This window comes from Bacillus sp. FSL M8-0350 (assembly GCF_038593345.1).
Lineage (GTDB): Bacteria > Bacillota > Bacilli > Bacillales > Bacillaceae > Bacillus > Bacillus safensis.
In genome coordinates, this window is the sequence record NZ_CP151985.1 from 650,655 (window position 1) to 667,504 (window position 16,850).

Annotated in this window: 16 protein-coding genes; 15 read left to right on the forward strand and 1 reads right to left on the reverse strand. The window is 45.7% G+C overall.

The window, feature by feature from the left end; translation table 11 throughout:
• Positions 1-17: 17 nt before the first annotated feature.
• From purC to ablB, 11 genes are all read left to right on the forward strand, one after another.
• Positions 18-740, forward strand: a complete 723-nt coding sequence (purC, locus tag NSS80_RS03295) for a phosphoribosylaminoimidazolesuccinocarboxamide synthase (protein ID WP_106051973.1) — start codon at positions 18-20, stop codon at positions 738-740.
• Positions 733-987 (forward strand): phosphoribosylformylglycinamidine synthase subunit PurS, encoded by a 255-nt coding sequence (gene purS, locus NSS80_RS03300; protein ID WP_003214349.1) that lies wholly within the window; start codon positions 733-735, stop codon positions 985-987. The genes purC and purS overlap by 8 nt, the downstream gene beginning before the upstream one ends.
• Positions 984-1,667 (forward strand): phosphoribosylformylglycinamidine synthase subunit PurQ, encoded by a 684-nt coding sequence (gene purQ / locus NSS80_RS03305; protein WP_024424510.1) that lies wholly within the window; start codon positions 984-986, stop codon positions 1,665-1,667. Before purS ends, purQ begins: the two co-directional genes overlap by 4 nt.
• Complete coding sequence (gene purL / locus NSS80_RS03310) at positions 1,651-3,882, forward strand: phosphoribosylformylglycinamidine synthase subunit PurL (protein WP_025092621.1); 2,232 nt, start codon at positions 1,651-1,653, stop codon at positions 3,880-3,882. The genes purQ and purL overlap by 17 nt, the downstream gene beginning before the upstream one ends.
• Entirely contained in the window at positions 3,858-5,288 is a 1,431-nt protein-coding gene (gene purF / locus NSS80_RS03315) for an amidophosphoribosyltransferase (RefSeq protein ID WP_024424615.1), read from the forward strand. The genes purL and purF overlap by 25 nt, the downstream gene beginning before the upstream one ends.
• Positions 5,289-5,384: 96 nt before the next feature.
• Entirely contained in the window at positions 5,385-6,425 is a 1,041-nt protein-coding gene (purM, locus tag NSS80_RS03320) for a phosphoribosylformylglycinamidine cyclo-ligase (RefSeq protein WP_024424511.1), read from the forward strand.
• On the forward strand, positions 6,422-6,991 hold the full coding sequence (gene purN, locus NSS80_RS03325; protein ID WP_234107623.1) for a phosphoribosylglycinamide formyltransferase: 570 nt from the start codon (positions 6,422-6,424) through the stop codon (positions 6,989-6,991). Before purM ends, purN begins: the two co-directional genes overlap by 4 nt.
• Positions 6,992-7,006: 15 nt before the next feature.
• Positions 7,007-8,545: a bifunctional phosphoribosylaminoimidazolecarboxamide formyltransferase/IMP cyclohydrolase gene (gene purH / locus NSS80_RS03330; protein ID WP_342498412.1), complete on the forward strand. Its 1,539-nt coding sequence runs from the start codon at positions 7,007-7,009 to the stop codon at positions 8,543-8,545.
• A 12-nt stretch (positions 8,546-8,557) separates the two neighbouring features.
• Positions 8,558-9,832, forward strand: a complete 1,275-nt coding sequence (gene purD / locus NSS80_RS03335; protein ID WP_342498413.1) for a phosphoribosylamine--glycine ligase — start codon at positions 8,558-8,560, stop codon at positions 9,830-9,832.
• A gap of 111 nt (positions 9,833-9,943) precedes the next feature.
• Positions 9,944-10,072, forward strand: coding sequence for a hypothetical protein (locus tag NSS80_RS03340; RefSeq protein ID WP_342498414.1), 129 nt, complete (start codon positions 9,944-9,946; stop codon positions 10,070-10,072).
• 86 nt (positions 10,073-10,158) lie between these two features.
• Positions 10,159-11,004, forward strand: a complete 846-nt coding sequence (ablB, locus tag NSS80_RS03345; protein WP_342498415.1) for a putative beta-lysine N-acetyltransferase — start codon at positions 10,159-10,161, stop codon at positions 11,002-11,004.
• Here the strand turns inward: ablB and NSS80_RS03350 are convergent.
• Positions 10,999-12,657, reverse strand: a complete 1,659-nt coding sequence (locus NSS80_RS03350; RefSeq protein ID WP_342498416.1) for a PucR family transcriptional regulator ligand-binding domain-containing protein — start codon at positions 12,655-12,657, stop codon at positions 10,999-11,001. The genes ablB and NSS80_RS03350 overlap by 6 nt on opposite strands.
• 191 nt (positions 12,658-12,848) lie before the next feature.
• Between NSS80_RS03350 and NSS80_RS03355 the strand changes: the two genes are divergently transcribed.
• From NSS80_RS03355 to NSS80_RS03370, 4 genes are read left to right on the forward strand one after another with little or no spacing between them, the layout of a single operon-like run.
• Positions 12,849-14,213 (forward strand): aspartate aminotransferase family protein, encoded by a 1,365-nt coding sequence (locus NSS80_RS03355; RefSeq protein WP_317222161.1) that lies wholly within the window; start codon positions 12,849-12,851, stop codon positions 14,211-14,213.
• A 9-nt stretch (positions 14,214-14,222) separates the two neighbouring features.
• Complete coding sequence (locus NSS80_RS03360; RefSeq protein WP_317222160.1) at positions 14,223-14,912, forward strand: CoA transferase subunit A; 690 nt, start codon at positions 14,223-14,225, stop codon at positions 14,910-14,912.
• Positions 14,888-15,553 (forward strand): 3-oxoacid CoA-transferase subunit B, encoded by a 666-nt coding sequence (locus tag NSS80_RS03365; protein ID WP_317222159.1) that lies wholly within the window; start codon positions 14,888-14,890, stop codon positions 15,551-15,553. Before NSS80_RS03360 ends, NSS80_RS03365 begins: the two co-directional genes overlap by 25 nt.
• 14 nt (positions 15,554-15,567) lie before the next feature.
• A complete protein-coding gene (locus tag NSS80_RS03370) occupies positions 15,568-16,833 on the forward strand; it encodes a peptidase (RefSeq protein WP_317222158.1) in 1,266 nt (421 codons plus the stop codon).
• Positions 16,834-16,850: the final 17 nt, after the last annotated feature.

Consider the following 16,850-nt stretch of genomic DNA (forward strand, 5'->3'; position numbering starts at 1 on the left):
TTAGGAGGCCAACCTGAATGACTGTGAAACAAGAACTTCTCTACGAAGGCAAAGCGAAAAAAATCTATCAGACCGATGACGAGCATATTTTATATGTCGAATATAAAGACTCAGCTACAGCATTTAACGGCGAAAAGAAAGCCGAAATCGAAGGCAAAGGCAGACTGAACAACGAAATTTCGAGCTTAATCTTTCAAATGCTGCATGAGAAAGGAATCAACAATCACTTTGTGAAACGCCTTTCTGAAACAGAGCAGCTCATTCAAAAGGTGCAGATTGTTCCGCTTGAAGTGGTTGTACGAAATGTAGTGGCAGGCAGTATGTCAAAACGCCTCGGCATTCCAGAGGGAACGAAACTGGACACACCTTTGATTGAGTTTTACTACAAAGATGATGCGCTCGGCGATCCGCTCATTACAGAAGATCATATCCGCATTTTAGATGCAGCGACACCAGAGCAGGTCGAGGAAATGAAACAAATCACAAGACAAGTGAATGAAGAGTTAAAGCAAATCTTCTCAGACTGCCATGTGAATTTAATTGATTTCAAGCTTGAATTCGGAATAGATCACGAGAATCGTATTTTGCTAGCTGATGAGATTTCACCTGATACGTGCAGGCTTTGGGACAAAGATACAAACGAAAAGCTTGATAAAGACGTGTTCAGACGAAACCTGGGCGGCTTAACGAATGCATACGAAGAAATTTTCAAAAGACTTGGAGGCCATAAACATGTATAAAGTGAAAATTTTTGTCAGCTTAAAAGAGAGCGTTCTTGATCCACAAGGAAGTGCCGTGCAGCACGCTTTGCACAGCATGTCTTATCAGGAAGTAAAGGATGTCCGTATCGGGAAATACATGGAGCTTGTCATTGAAAAATCAGATCGTGATTTAGACACAGTCGTCAAAGAAATGTGCGAAAAATTACTTGCCAACACGGTGATTGAAGATTACCGCTATGAGGTGGAGGAGGTTGTCGCACAGTGAAGTTTGCAGTGATCGTCTTGCCTGGCTCTAACTGTGATATCGATATGTACCATGCGATTCAAGATGAGCTAGGTGAACAAGTTGAATATGTATGGCACGACGAAACGAGTCTTGACGGATTTGACGGTGTACTCGTACCAGGCGGTTTCTCTTATGGGGATTACTTAAGATGTGGTGCGATCGCCCGCTTCTCAAACATCATGCCGGCGGTGAAAAAAGCAGCTGAGGAAGGAAAACCTGTTCTTGGTGTTTGTAACGGGTTCCAAATTCTTCAGGAGCTTGGCATTCTTCCGGGTGCGATGAGACGAAATAAAGACTTGAAATTTATCTGTCGTCCAGTTGAACTCATTGTAGAAAACAACGAAACGCAATTTACAAGCGGTTATCAAAAAGGCGAATCCATTACGATTCCTGTAGCGCACGGTGAAGGCAACTTCTACTGTGACGAAGACACTTTAGCGAAGCTCATTGAACGCGGCCAAATCGCTTTCACTTATGGAGACGATATTAACGGCAGTGTAAATCGTATTGCAGGTGTAACGAATGAAGAGGGCAATGTACTCGGCATGATGCCGCACCCTGAGCGCGCGGTTGATTCATTACTAGGCAGCGCAGACGGACTTAAATTGTTTCAATCTATCGTGAAAAATTGGAGGGACACTCATGTCACTACTGCTTGAACCAAGTCACAAGCAAATTAAAGAAGAGAAATTGTATCAGCAAATGGGATTGAGTGATGAAGAATTCGCTTTAATCGAATCCATTATTGGCAGGCTGCCAAACTACACAGAAACGGGCATTTTTTCTGTCATGTGGTCAGAGCATTGCAGTTATAAAAACTCAAAGCCTGTTTTAAGCAAATTCCCGACAAAAGGAGAGCACGTCCTTCAAGGTCCTGGGGAAGGCGCTGGAATCGTTGATATTGGAGACAACCAAGCGGTTGTATTTAAAATCGAATCACATAACCATCCATCTGCGATTGAACCGTATCAAGGAGCGGCGACAGGTGTCGGCGGAATTATCCGTGATGTATTCTCCATGGGTGCGCGTCCAATTGCTGTATTAAACTCTCTTCGTTTTGGTGAACTGACTTCACCGCGCGTGAAGTACTTGTTTGAAGAAGTAGTGGCAGGGATCGCAGGCTATGGAAACTGTATCGGAATTCCAACAGTCGGCGGAGAGGTTCATTTCGATCAAAGCTATGAAGGCAACCCGCTCGTAAATGCAATGTGTGTTGGATTAATCAACCATGAAGACATCAAAAAAGGGCAGGCAAAAGGTGTCGGCAACACGGTCATGTACGTTGGTGCCAAAACGGGACGTGACGGAATTCACGGTGCAACATTTGCATCTGAGGAATTTTCTGATGAATCAGAAGAAAAACGCTCAGCAGTTCAAGTCGGTGATCCATTCATGGAAAAACTGCTGCTTGAAGCGTGCCTTGAAGTCATCAAAAACGATGCACTCGTTGGAATTCAGGATATGGGAGCGGCTGGCTTAACAAGCTCAAGTGCGGAAATGGCGAGTAAAGCAGGTTCTGGTATCGAGATGAATCTAGACCTTATCCCGCAGCGTGAAACAGGCATGTCCGCATACGAAATGATGCTGTCTGAATCTCAAGAGAGAATGCTTCTGGTCATTGAAAAAGGCCGTGAACAAGAAATCATTGATATTTTTGAAAAATACGATCTTGAAGCGGTATCAGTCGGACATGTGACAGACGATAAAATGCTTCGTTTACTTCATCAAGGTGAAGTAGTATGTGAGCTTCCTGTTGATGCCCTTGCAGAAGAAGCGCCGGTTTATCACAAGCCGTCAAGTGAGCCTGCATACTATCGTGAGTTTTTAGAAACAAAAGTTGAAGCACCTGCTATCACAGATGCAGCCGAAACGTTAAAGCAGCTTCTCCAGCAGCCGACAATTGCAAGTAAAGAATGGGTTTATGACCAATATGACTACATGGTTCGGACAAATACAGTCGTTGCACCAGGCTCTGATGCGGGCGTTTTAAGAATCCGTGGAACGAAAAAAGCCCTTGCGATGACAACCGATTGTAACGCACGTTATCTCTACCTTGATCCAGAGGTCGGCGGGAAAATCGCAGTCGCAGAAGCAGCACGTAACATTGTGTGCTCAGGCGCTCGTCCGCTTGCAGTAACAGATAACCTGAACTTCGGTAACCCAGAAAAACCAGAAATTTTCTGGCAAATTGAAAAATCTGCTGACGGTATTAGTGAAGCGTGCCGCAAGCTAAGCACACCAGTTATCGGTGGTAACGTCTCTTTATATAACGAATCAAATGGAACAGCCATTTACCCAACACCAGTTATTGGGATGGTTGGTTTGGTGGAAGATACAGCTCATATTACGACGCAGTCATTCCAGCAGGCTGGCGATGTGATTTTCGTCATTGGTGAGACGAAGGAAGAATTCGCAGGCAGTGAGCTTCAAAAGATGACAGAAGGCCGTATTTACGGAAAAGCACCAGAAATTGATTTGGATGTAGAGCTCACTCGTCAGGAAGCCCTTCTTGCTGCGATTCAAAACGGACTTGTTCAATCAGCTCACGATGTGTCTGAAGGCGGTCTTGGTGTTGCACTTGCTGAAAGTACATTTGGAACAGACGGTCTTGGCGCTCATATCCAAATTGATCTAAACAGCGAAGCTTCATTATTCAGTGAAACACAGTCACGTTTTGTCGTCACAGTGAAACCAGAGCACCGCGAAGCGTTTGCTGCGGCTGTCAAAGATGCGAAAGAAGTTGGAACGGTCACAAATGATGGGGTATTCACTGTCAAAAATCAAGAAGGACAACAATGGATTCATGCAGCGGTCAACGAGCTTGAACGCGCATGGAAAGGAGCGATCCCATGCTTGCTGAAATCAGAGGCTTAAACGAAGAGTGTGGCGTCTTTGGGGTTTGGGGACACGAAGAAGCCCCGCAAATCACATATTACGGATTGCATAGCCTTCAGCACCGAGGACAAGAGGGTGCGGGAATCATTGCAACAGATGGTGAAAACCTGACGGCACATAAAGGCCTTGGACTGATTACGGAAGTCTTTCAAAACGGTGAGCTAAAGGATCTGAAAGGCAAAGGAGCGATCGGACACGTTCGGTATGCGACAGCAGGCGGAGGCGGCTTTGAAAATGTGCAGCCCCTCTTCTTCCGCTCGCAAAACAACGGCAGTCTTGCCCTTGCTCATAATGGGAACTTAGTGAATGCAACGCAATTAAAGCAGCAGCTAGAGAACCAGGGGAGTATATTCCAAACATCTTCTGACACTGAAGTGCTCGCTCATTTAATTAAGCGCAGCGGCTATGTTGAATTGAAAGAGCAGATCAAAAATGCCCTGTCCATGCTTAAAGGCGCATATGCTTTCTTAATTATGACGGAAACAGAAATGATTGTGGCACTTGATCCGAACGGCTTACGTCCGCTTTCACTTGGTATGCTTGGGGACGCGTATGTGGTTGCTTCTGAAACATGTGCATTTGATGTTGTCGGTGCCACGTATTTACGAGATGTGGAGCCTGGCGAAATGCTGATCATTAATGATGAAGGCCTGAAATCTGAACGCTTCTCCATGAACATTAACCGCAGCATGTGCAGCATGGAATACATTTATTTCTCAAGACCTGACAGCAATATCAACGGCATCAACGTGCATAGTGCGAGAAAGAACCTTGGCAAAAAGCTTGCCGAGGAAGCGCATGTCGAAGCAGATGTCGTGACAGGTGTACCAGATTCGAGTATTTCTGCAGCAATTGGATATGCCGAAGCAACAGGTATTCCGTATGAGCTCGGTTTGATTAAAAACCGTTATGTCGGCCGGACGTTTATTCAGCCGTCTCAAGCATTGCGTGAGCAGGGCGTGCGCATGAAGCTGTCAGCTGTGCGCGGGGTCGTCGAAGGAAAACGTGTCGTGATGGTGGATGATTCCATTGTACGCGGAACTACAAGCCGCCGCATTGTGACGATGCTAAGAGAAGCGGGTGCGACGGAAGTCCATGTGCGCATTAGTTCACCGCCAATCGCACATCCATGTTTTTATGGAATTGATACGTCCACACATGAAGAGCTGATTGCTTCTTCTCATTCAGTGGAAGAAATTAGACAGGAAATCGGTGCAGACTCCATTGCATTTTTATCTGTAGACGGTTTAATGGACGGGATTGGCAGGAAGTATGATGATCCGCAGCGCGGTCAATGTTTAGCATGCTTTACTGGGAAATACCCGACTGAAATTTATGAAGATACTGTTCTTCCGCATGTGAAGGAAACAGCACTGACGAAATAATCGAATAAAGGAGCAGCAGTCAAGATGATTTGATATGCTGCTCTTTCATTCTGCTGAAAATAAATGGAAGAGAAGCAGCTAAAAGGAGTGAATGGGATGTCAGAAGCATATAAAAACGCCGGTGTCGACATCGAAGCAGGATACGAAGCCGTCAAACGAATGAAAACACACGTAGAACGTACAAAAAGAGCAGGTGTCATGGGTGCTCTAGGCGGATTTGGCGGTATGTTTGATTTATCTGAGCTGCCATACAAAAAGCCCGTTCTTGTCTCAGGAACAGATGGTGTTGGAACAAAATTAAAGCTTGCCTTTTTAATGGATCAACACGATACGATCGGTGTTGATGCCGTGGCAATGTGTGTGAACGATGTGCTGGCACAAGGGGCAGAGCCGCTCTTTTTCTTAGATTACTTAGCAGTTGGTAAAGCAGATCCGATAAAAATTGAATCAATCGTCAAAGGTGTGGCTGACGGCTGTGAGCAGTCTGGTTCAGCGCTTGTCGGCGGAGAAACAGCAGAAATGCCGGGTCTTTACACAGAAGATGAATATGATATTGCTGGTTTTTCAGTAGGCGTCGTTGAAAAGGATGAAATCGTGACAGGAGAGAGCATTAAAGAGGGGCACTTGCTTATTGGACTCAGCTCAAGCGGAATTCATAGCAATGGGTACTCCCTCGTTCGTAAAGTATTGCTGGAAGACGCTGGTCTGGACCTTCATCAAACGTATGAACCTTTTACAAGACCGCTTGGAGAAGAGCTGCTTGAACCGACCAAAATTTATGTGAAGCCCGTCCTCAAACAAGTGAAAGCCGGCAAGATTGACGGTATGGCACATGTGACAGGCGGCGGCTTTATTGAAAATTTACCACGTATGCTGCCTGAAGGGCTTGGCGTTGAGATTGATAACGGCTCATGGCCAGTACCGCCAATTTTCTCCTTTATTCAAGAAAAAGGACAGTTAAAGGCAGAAGAAATGTTCAACGTGTTTAATATGGGCATTGGTTTTGTCTTAGCGGTAAAAGAAGATGACCTTGTCGAAGTGATCAGAGGACTTGAAGAAGACGGAGAGAAAGCATTTCTCATTGGCCGTGTTCAAAAAGGAGAAGGCGTCACATTCGGCGGTGGAAGCCTCTCATGAAGAAGTTTGCGATCTTCGCCTCTGGAAGCGGGACGAATTTTCAAGCCATTATAGATACATTAAAAAAAGAACAGTGGCAGGCAAAGGCCGCCATTGTGATTTGCGATAAACCGGGTGCAAAGGTGCTGGAGCGTGCTGAGAAAGAGGGCATTCCCTCCTTTGCCTTTACCCCGAAGGCTTTTCCGAATAAAGCCGCTTTTGAACAAACGATCATTGAACAGCTTAGGCTGCATGAAGTGGAATGGATTTTCCTTGCTGGGTATATGAGACTGATTGGTCCGACATTACTTGAAGCATTCAGAGGGAAAATTGTCAATATCCATCCGTCCTTGCTGCCAGCCTTCCCAGGGCTGGATGCCATTGGACAAGCTTATCAAGCAGGCGTCAAAGTGGCGGGCATCACCGTCCATTTTGTCGATGAAGGCATGGATACAGGTCCGATCATTGACCAAGCGTCGATTTATATCGAACAAGGGGAAGAGCTTGAATCGATTGAAAAAAGAATGCATGAACTAGAACACACACTATATCCAAAAGTGATCAAATCACTTTTAGAATTATCTTAATGAGGTGACGAAGGCATGACGATCAAACGCGCATTAATCAGTGTTTCCGATAAAACGAATCTTGTACCTTTTGTGAAAGAATTAACAGAACTTGGCGTTGAAGTGATTTCAACTGGAGGTACACACAAGCTTCTTCAAGAAAACGGTATTGATGTCATTGGGATTTCAGAAGTCACTGGATTCCCTGAAATCATGGACGGACGACTCAAAACACTTCACCCGAACATTCATGGTGGACTTTTAGCAGTGAGAGAAAACGATGAGCATATGGCACAGATTGAGAAGCATGGCATTCAGCCGATTGATCTTGTTGTCGTGAATCTCTATCCATTCAAAGAGACGATCTCAAAAGACGATGTGACGTATGAAGAAGCGATTGAAAACATTGATATTGGCGGACCGGGAATGCTTCGTGCGGCATCAAAAAACCATCAAGACGTCACAGTGATTGTCGATCCTCGTGACTATGATACAGTCATTCAGCAAATCAAAGACGGCGGCGTGTCATTAGAGAAAAAACGTGAGCTTGCTGCAAAAGTCTTCCGTCATACGGCTGCTTACGATGCTCTGATTGCCGATTACTTAACAAACTTTGTGGGCGAAACAGAGCCAGAACAGTTCACTGTCACATTTGAGAAAAAACAATCTCTTCGTTATGGAGAAAACCCTCATCAAGCGGCGACTTTCTATGAAAATGCTCTTCCAGCGAAAGGTTCTTTAGCTACTGCAACGCAATTACACGGAAAAGAACTTTCCTACAACAACATCAAAGATGCAGATGCCGCTCTTCAAATTGTACGTGAATTCACGGAGCCAGCAGCTGTCGCTGTGAAGCATATGAACCCGTGCGGCGTTGGTACAGGAGAAACGATTGCAGAAGCTTTTGACCGAGCATTCAAAGCAGATGAGACTTCTATTTTTGGCGGCATTGTGGCACTTAACCGTGAAGTAGACAAACAAACAGCTGACGTGCTGCATACGATTTTCTTAGAAATTGTCATCGCCCCATCGTTCAGCCAAGAAGCGCTTGACGTGTTAACGGCGAAAAAGAACCTTCGTCTATTAACATTAGATGTAGAAGCGGATCTCGGGAAAAAAGAAAAGCAGCTGACAAGTGTCCATGGCGGACTGCTTGTTCAGGATATTGACACGTATGGCTTAGAGGAAGCAACTATCTCTATTCCAACGAAAAGAGAACCAACAGAAGACGAATGGAAAGACTTAAAGCTTGCTTGGAAAGTAGTCAAGCATGTGAAATCAAATGCCATTGTCCTTGCGAAAGATCAAATGACAGCAGGGATCGGTGCTGGTCAAATGAACCGCGTGGGCTCAGCTAATATTGCAATTGAGCAAGCAGGTGAAAAGGCAAAAGGCAGCGCACTAGGCTCTGATGCATTCTTCCCAATGGGCGATACAGTGGAAGCTGCTGCAAAGGCAGGCGTCACAGCGATTATTCAGCCAGGCGGATCTATTCGTGATGAAGAATCGATTCAAAAAGCAGATGAATACGGCATCGCCATGGTCTTCACTGGCGTTAGACATTTCAAACATTAAGGGGATGACAGTGTGAACGTACTAATTATTGGCAGAGGCGGAAGAGAGCATACCATCGCATGGAAAGTGAATCAAAGTGAACTTGTCAGCCAAGTATTTGTCGCACCCGGCAATGATGGAATGACAGATGCTGCGAAGCTTGTACCAATCGACGAAGGCGATCATGAGTCATTAATTCGTTTTGCAAAAGAAAACGAAGTCGGCTTAACCATTGTCGGTCCAGAGGTTCCTTTAATCGCAGGTGTCGTTGATGCATTTGAAGAAGCAGGTTTAAAAGTATTTGGACCGAATGCAAAAGCTGCGGTCATTGAAGGCTCAAAGGAATTTGCAAAAGACTTAATGAAGAATTACGATATCCCGACGGCTGCCTATGCTGCTTTTACATCGTTTGAAGAAGCAAAGGCATATGTGGAAGAAAAGGGTGCGCCGATTGTTATTAAAGCTGACGGTCTCGCCGCAGGAAAAGGCGTGACAGTGGCCATGACGCTTGAAGAGGCGGTCGATTGTCTGCATGATTTCTTAGAGGATGAAAAGTTTGGCGATGCAAGTGCATCAGTCGTCATCGAAGAATTTTTAACAGGCGAAGAATTTTCACTCATGGCCTTTGTCAATGGAGACAAGGTGTACCCGATGGTGATTGCGCAGGATCATAAAAGGGCCTTTGAAGATGACAAAGGGCCGAACACCGGCGGAATGGGCGCTTATTCACCAGTTCCGCAAATTTCAGATGAAGTGGTTCAAAAAGCGGTGGAAGATGTCGTCAAACCGGCAGCTCGCGCGATGGTGCAGGAAGGGCGTCCATTTACAGGCATTTTATATGCAGGTTTAATGCTGACACCAGAAGGCTCAAAGGTGATTGAATTCAATGCACGCTTTGGCGACCCTGAAACGCAAGTGGTTCTCCCTCGTCTTGAATCAGATCTAGTCCAAGTATTCCTCGATATTCTTGATGGAAAAGATGTGGACTTACAGTGGAAAGACACTGCGGCTGTCAGTGTGGTTCTTGCATCAGAAGGATACCCAGAAGACTATGCAAAAGGCACACCAATCGGTACTTTGCAAACGACTGTCTCTGATGTTGTGACCTTCCACGCAGGAACAAAAAAAGAAAACGATCAATTCGTCACAAATGGCGGCCGTGTAGCGAATGTGACCGCATTTGACGACACATTTGAAGCGGCAAGATCAAGAGTGTATGAAGCGGTTGAAGAAATCATTCAGCCAGGTCTATTTTATCGCCGTGACATCGGTGCCCGTGCACTGAAGGCTGCGGGGAAAAACGTTTAATCAAAACACCTTTCTATCTGACGAGATGGAAAGGTGTTTTTTGTTCATGAGAAGGGATGCCGGCGGAATATGAAGAAGTAGTATGGGATGACGAGTTTATGAGGAGGCAGCATGATCATTCAAGGAATCATTCTATTTGCAATCGTATTACTTATTTTATTTATACTGTTCTCAAATCTCATCATGTATGAAGCGAGAAAGCAAAACAAAGCCAAAAAAGCTCAGCCATTAGGTATATGATCATGCCGATTTTTTCTGGTATCGTCATTGTTTCATTTTCCATTTGGATTTTTTTTATTAGCTGATTGATAAGAGAGGATGAGTATATGGTGCAATTGAAGGAACTTGCGAACGAGCGTTTTTCTGCCTCGATCTGTATTGATTCATTTAATGAGCGAATCCGTTTGGATGACTACAGCGGCAGGGTGCGGGATGTGATTCAGTTGGTTCTAAAGGAAGCGGCGGACTGCAAGGCTTCTAAGGTCATTGTGAAAGTCAGGCGTGAGCATATGCCTCTTTTTTTAGAAAAAGGCTTTCGGCTTGAAGGCGTGTTTTCTCATTATTTCCTTGGAAGTGATGCGTACGGCATGTCGCTCTTTCTGACGGAGGATCGAATGAACAGCCCGTATTGGCTGAAGGAAGATGAAATTGTTGCGTCTATTCAAGAAAAGCCTCTCAAAAAAGACCAAGGCACATGGCAGGATGAGTATGTGATGAGGAAAGCAGATACGCAGGATATTCACAAGCTGGCAAAGCTCTATGATACCGTCTTTGAAACGTATCCTACGCCAATGAACGAGTCAGATTACATCCAAAAGGTGATGGAGGAAGGGACGGTCTTTTATGCCGTTGAACATGACGGGCACATTGTGAGTGCAGCATCCGCTGAAATCAATGCGCCGTATGGTCATGCGGAATTAACAGATTGTGCGACCCTTCCGACATACAGAAAACTAGGATTCATGCATCATTTGATTCTAGCACTCGAAAAAGAACTTCAATCCATGCACATCTATGTCTTTTATTCTCTCGCACGTGCACTGTCCTATGGAATGAATCAAGTGTTTTATCAGCTCGGCTATACGTATACCGGGCGTTTCCAAAACAACTGTTATATTTTTGACAAAATTGAAGATATGAATCTATGGGTGAAAACGCCGAATGAATCATGAAATGGTTCTCATCTGATCAAGCAGACCAGATAGGCGGTACGCCATGATACTGAGCTGCAGCTTCATCCGATCATCCATCGATTTGAGGCTGCAGCCAGTTCTCGTTTCAATTTGTTTCAGCCGGTAGCTTAATGTATGCCTATGAATAAACAATTCCCCAGCAGATTTTTGAATATTTTCATTGTGGGCCAAATACACTTCGAGTGTATGGATCAGGTCAGCCCCCTGTTTTTTCGTATAAAGCAAGGGACTTAACAGCTCCACGTAAAAGTCATGCAAATTCATACCCGCTTCATTCATTTCAAGAAGCATCCCGTATAAGCCGAGCTTCTGATAATGAATGATGCATTCGTCTGTCTTTAAAAGCGGAAGAAGCCTTGCTGCATACTGCGCTTCCTTCGCGCTTTTTGAAAAGAGACCGATCTGGTCATAGGCTCTCCCAATGCCAATCACAATCGGATGGACGGGAAAAAAATAAGACCAAGTGCTCCGGCACTCTTCTGCTGCACGATACCACTCCGCTTCTTGAAACGTTTTTTTTCCTGCTGGTGTAAGAACAAAAATGGAATCGAGCCTTGTCTTAAGTAAAAAAGGAATATGTCTGCGTTCAAATATCGACGTGAGTAATTGAGATAGGCGCTGCATCATTTGGTGATCAAGCTGTGTGTGCTGATGCTGAAATTGAAAGTAGATGACCACCTGCTCATCGCTCATATCATATTGCAGCTTTGTTGCTTGTTCGACCACATAGCTTTCTTCTGTGTATTGCTGCTGCAAAATATCATCTAACAAATGACCTTGCATTTGGTTTTCTGTATCTTGAATGGCTTTTTGCTTCAGCCATTCAATCGCATACACCGCCCCAGCATGCTCGATGGCAATCGCGTCAAGATGATGCCACGCATCCTTTTTCTTTAAAGATACAATAAACCCGAAAATATCGCCCATCGCAATCACCGGACATGCAGCGAGGACAAACGCACCGCACGTGTCATAAACGAGCCTTCCTTTCTCCTCAGCCTGCTTGAGAAGAGGCATCGTTTCGATTGGTTCACGATCTGTCAGAAAGCCAAAAGCAGGAGAGTACGTCACTTCATCTTTGATGAGATGAGCTGCGGTTTGATGTAAAAAAACATCTAGCACGACGATGTTTGCCGAAGTGAGATGTGCCAGCTCATCTGTAATTTGCGTGACATTTTTATTGCTTACATTTAAATGGGTCAGTCTTTGGTGAATAGCTGAAGAATATTTAAGCTGATGGAGCTGGCTGCTGACGATTTGCTCTAGGACGGCTTTTGTAATGTCTGAGAAGTTGACATGTGAAGGAATCTCGATGAGTGGAATGCCGCTGTTTTTGGCAGCTTCGATCAGTGATGCCGGAATCTCCGTTAAGTACACGCCTTTATAAATCGCAATGGCCGATAGACGATGAGATTGAATCAGCTCCTCAAGCCGGGCGCGCCTTTCCTTATTGTCTGCAAGTCCAAAGCCGGTTGTGACGAGCAGTTCCCCTTCTGAAAGCCTTGAAGTATCTTCGATAATTTCCACAATGGTCACCCACTGAATGAGGCGGTCCAGTCCATTTTCCCCAGCAAGCAGCTTTGTTTCCTTCATGATATCGAGCGAGAGTGCATCTTTGACGAGAATCGCCATAGACTCATGACCTCCTTTTGAACACTCTTATACACGATGTATAAAAAATACGTGTGAAATTCGGGCATGTGGCGAATGGAGGATGACTGCCCTCTTGATTAAGCTAATCTTATAACAAGTATACAAAATTTTCTTGCGATTCATGAAAAAAGAAAGATGCAGCTGCTGACGATAGAGGGAGGAATGACAAAGTGGAGACCCGGGATTACTTAATCAAACCGATGTTGAATCAGCATTATCCTGTGGCTGTGAAAGGAGAGGGGATTTATTTATATGATCGAGACGGGAAAAAATATTTAGACGGCTCATCGGGTGCTGTCACGGCAAGTATTGGACATGGCATACGAGACATCATTGATGCCATGACAGAGCAAGCGGAAAAGGTGAGCTTTACGTACAGGTCACAATTCACAAATGAACCAGCAGAAGAACTTGCCTATGAATTGAGTACGCTCTGCCCAGGGAATCTGAACTGGTCTTTTTTTGTCGGAAGCGGATCAGAGGCAACAGAGACCGCCATGAAAATTGCCATTCAGCATTGGCAGGAGCAGGGGAAGGCTGAGAAGAATCACATCATTTCAAGATGGATGAGTTATCACGGCATCACACTCGGTGCGCTGTCGATGTCAGGACATATTGCAAGGAGAGAGCGCTTTGAACCACTGCTCGAAAAACACCCGGTGCTGTCTCCGCCATACAGCTATCGTTCGTGGCTGCCAAAGGAAGAAAGCAAGCAGGTCGAATGGTATGTACAGGAATTTAAAACCGTCATCCAGCGTATAGGAAAAGAGAGGATTGCGGCTTTTATTGCAGAGCCGATTGTTGGAGCAGCGGGCGCGGCGCTTGTTCCGCCAGACGGATATTTTGAGGCGATGAAGCGAGTTTGTGAGGAAAACGATATTTTAATGATTGCAGATGAAGTCATGACAGGCTTTGGACGAACTGGGAAAATGTTTGCCATGGAACATTGGGGCGTCGTACCAGATATTATGGTACTCGGAAAAGGGATGAGCGCCGGCTATTCACCGATTGCGGCAGCTGTCTCAGCGGATCATGTGATTGCACCGATTCTCAGCGGTTCGGGCTCTGTAATGGCAGGCCACACTTATAGCGGAAATCCGCTTTCAGCAGCCGTCTCACTGGCTGTCATTCGATATATGAAAAAACACCAGCTTTCAGAACGAGCTGATCTGTCTGGCCGATATTTAATGAATGCTTTAAAAAATATGCAAACAAATCATTCCATTATAGGAGATGTGAGAGGAAAGGGACTGCTCATTGGCATCGAGTTTGTCGCAGACCGATTATCGAAAACACCATTTCCAGCCCATGCTCAAATGACGCACTTAGTTGTGGAGACGGCCAAACAAAATGGTTTGCTTGTTTACCCAGCAAGCGCTGGAGAGGATGGCGTAGGAGGTGCAGCGGTCATGATCGCACCGCCGCTTTCTATTACGCAGCAGGAGATGGATGAACTGATTCATTTATTCGGGCAGACAATGACGCAGGTCGAGCAAGAAGTCATCAATCGAGGGTTTTTCCCATCTGCCATGTAGGGAGGAAAGATGATGAACAAAATAGCGAACTTTGATGAAGTCATCACGCATTTTAGAGACGGAATGACCATCATGTTTGGCGGGTTTGGCGGTGTGGGTTCACCACCATCATTGATCGATGCCATTCTAGAAGCCAATATCAAAGACCTGACATTGATCGGAAACGATGCAGGCTTTCCGCAAATCGGTGTTGGCAGGCTGATCACAGAAGGAAGAGTGAAGAAAATCATTGCTTCTCATATTGGTTCAAATCCAATTGCCGGGCAGAAAATGCAAGCGGGTACACTAGACGTTCTTTTTTACCCGCAGGGCATTCTAGCGGAAAAGATCCGAGCAGGCGGGATGGGGTTAGCGGGCATTGTGACAGATGTCGGCATGGATAGTCTGAATCTTGATGAGAAACAATTGGTTCCGCTAGGCGGAAAGAAGTATATTCTTGAGCCTGCGCTGACTGCGGATATCGCGATTGTGAATGCCCTCAAAGCAGATGAAGCAGGCAACCTGATTTTTGATAAAAGTGCGCGGAATACAAATCCGATTGTGGCGATGGCGGGAGACTGGACCATTGCGGAAGTAGAGGAGATTGTGCCTGTGGGAGGGCTTCATCCAGAGGAAATCGTGACACCAGGCGTATTTGTGAACCAGATCGTGCAATCAAAAGGAGTGAACTGGACATGGGCATGGGAGACATCGATTTAAGACACCGCATAGCCAAACGCGCGGCACAGGAAATTGAAGATGGGATGATCGTCAATCTTGGGATCGGCATCCCGACCCTTGCAGCTGAATACATCCCAGCACATTACGAGGTGTGGCTGCATGCAGAAAACGGCATTATGGGGGCAGGCGGTTCACCAGTACAAGGGGAAGAAGATCCGAACTTGTGCAATGCCGGCGGTTTTCCCATTACGTTAAAAAAAGGCGGCTCATATATGGACAGCACAACCGCTTTTGGCATCATTCGCAAAGGGATGCTGGATATGACCATTTTAGGTGCACTTGAAGTCAGCAGTCATGGTGATCTTGCCAATTGGATTGTGCCAGGGAAACGAGTGCCGGGTATGGGTGGAGCGATTGAACTCGCGCAAAAAGCGAAAAAGGTGGTGGTCGTGATGAGCCATCTTGATAAACACGGAAAATCTAAGGTGAAAGCAGCCTGCACGCTGCCTTTAACAGCTAAGTCTTGTGTGGATCTGATTATTACGGATATGGCAGTCATTGAGGTCAAGTCACAGCTGCTCATTTTGCGTGAAGTCATGCCGCCGTTTCAGCCGGAAGATGTCATGAGGGCGACAGAGGCGCCACTCATTTTAGCGCCTGATGTCAAATCTGTTGTGTAGAAAGGATGACCGACTTGCAGCCAATTACACGTATCAGAAGCTGGATGAAAGAGCATAAGGAAGAAGCCGTGACGCTTCTTCAGCAAATGGTGCAATGTGACAGCACACAAGGAAATGAGCAAGACGTACAGCAAATCGTAGCAAATAAACTTTCTGCCATTGGCTTTGATGTTGACCTATGGGACATTGGCGGAGATGACTTGCTGAACCATCCGTATTTTTATTCCCCGAGGCGTTCCTTTAAAGGAAGTCCCAATGTCGCCGGACGATTGAAAGGTAAAGGCGGCGGCAAATCCATTTTATTAAATGGGCATGTGGATGTTGTCCCAGCAGGAGATCACAAACAGTGGACATATCCGCCCTACAGCGGGCATATCATAAACGGGAGACTTTATGGACGCGGGGCAACAGATATGAAAGGTGGAAACGTTTCTTTACTCTTTGCACTTGAAGCACTGCATGCACTTCAGATTCCGCTGAAGGGAGATGTCGTGTTTCATAGTGTTGTCGAAGAAGAGAGCGGCGGCGCAGGCACCCTTGCAGCCATACTAAGAGGATATACCGCAGATGCAGCCATCATTCCAGAGCCAAGTCATATGAAAATCTTTCCGATTCAGCAAGGATCTAAATGGTTCAGACTGCATATTAAAGGAAGGGCTGCTCATGGCGGAACAAGATATCACGGCGTTTCTGCTATTGAAAAGAGCACGATTGTCCTTTCACATATAGCGGCACTTGAAGAAGAAAGAAATCAGCGAATCACTGAGCCGTTGTTTCAGCATATCCCAATCCCGATCCCGATCAATATCGGGAAAATTCAAGGCGGTGATTGGCCATCCTCTGTAGCAGACCTTGTCACAATGGAAGGCAGGCTCGGGGTGATGCCGGGTGAAACGGTAGAACAGGCAGAGAAGGAATTAGAAAATTGGATGGCAGGACTCGGAGAAAAAGATGAATGGTTCCAAGAGCATCCTGTTGAGGTTGAATGGTTTGGTGCAAGGTGGCTTCCGGGTTCAATCGATACGGATCATCCGCTTTTAGGTTTATTGAAGGAACAATATGAAGCGGTCATGAATCAGCCGGCGAAGATCGAAGCCGCCCCTTGGGGGACGGACGGCGGATTACTGTCACAGGCGGCAGGTATTCCGATCATCGTGTTTGGACCGGGAACAACGGAGCTTGCCCACTTTCCGAATGAATCCATCGACATTGAGCATGTGATTGAAGCAGCAGAAATTATTGCAGGTACTATAGTAGAATGGTGTGAAGCAGCGGAATGAGATGAAAATGATCACAT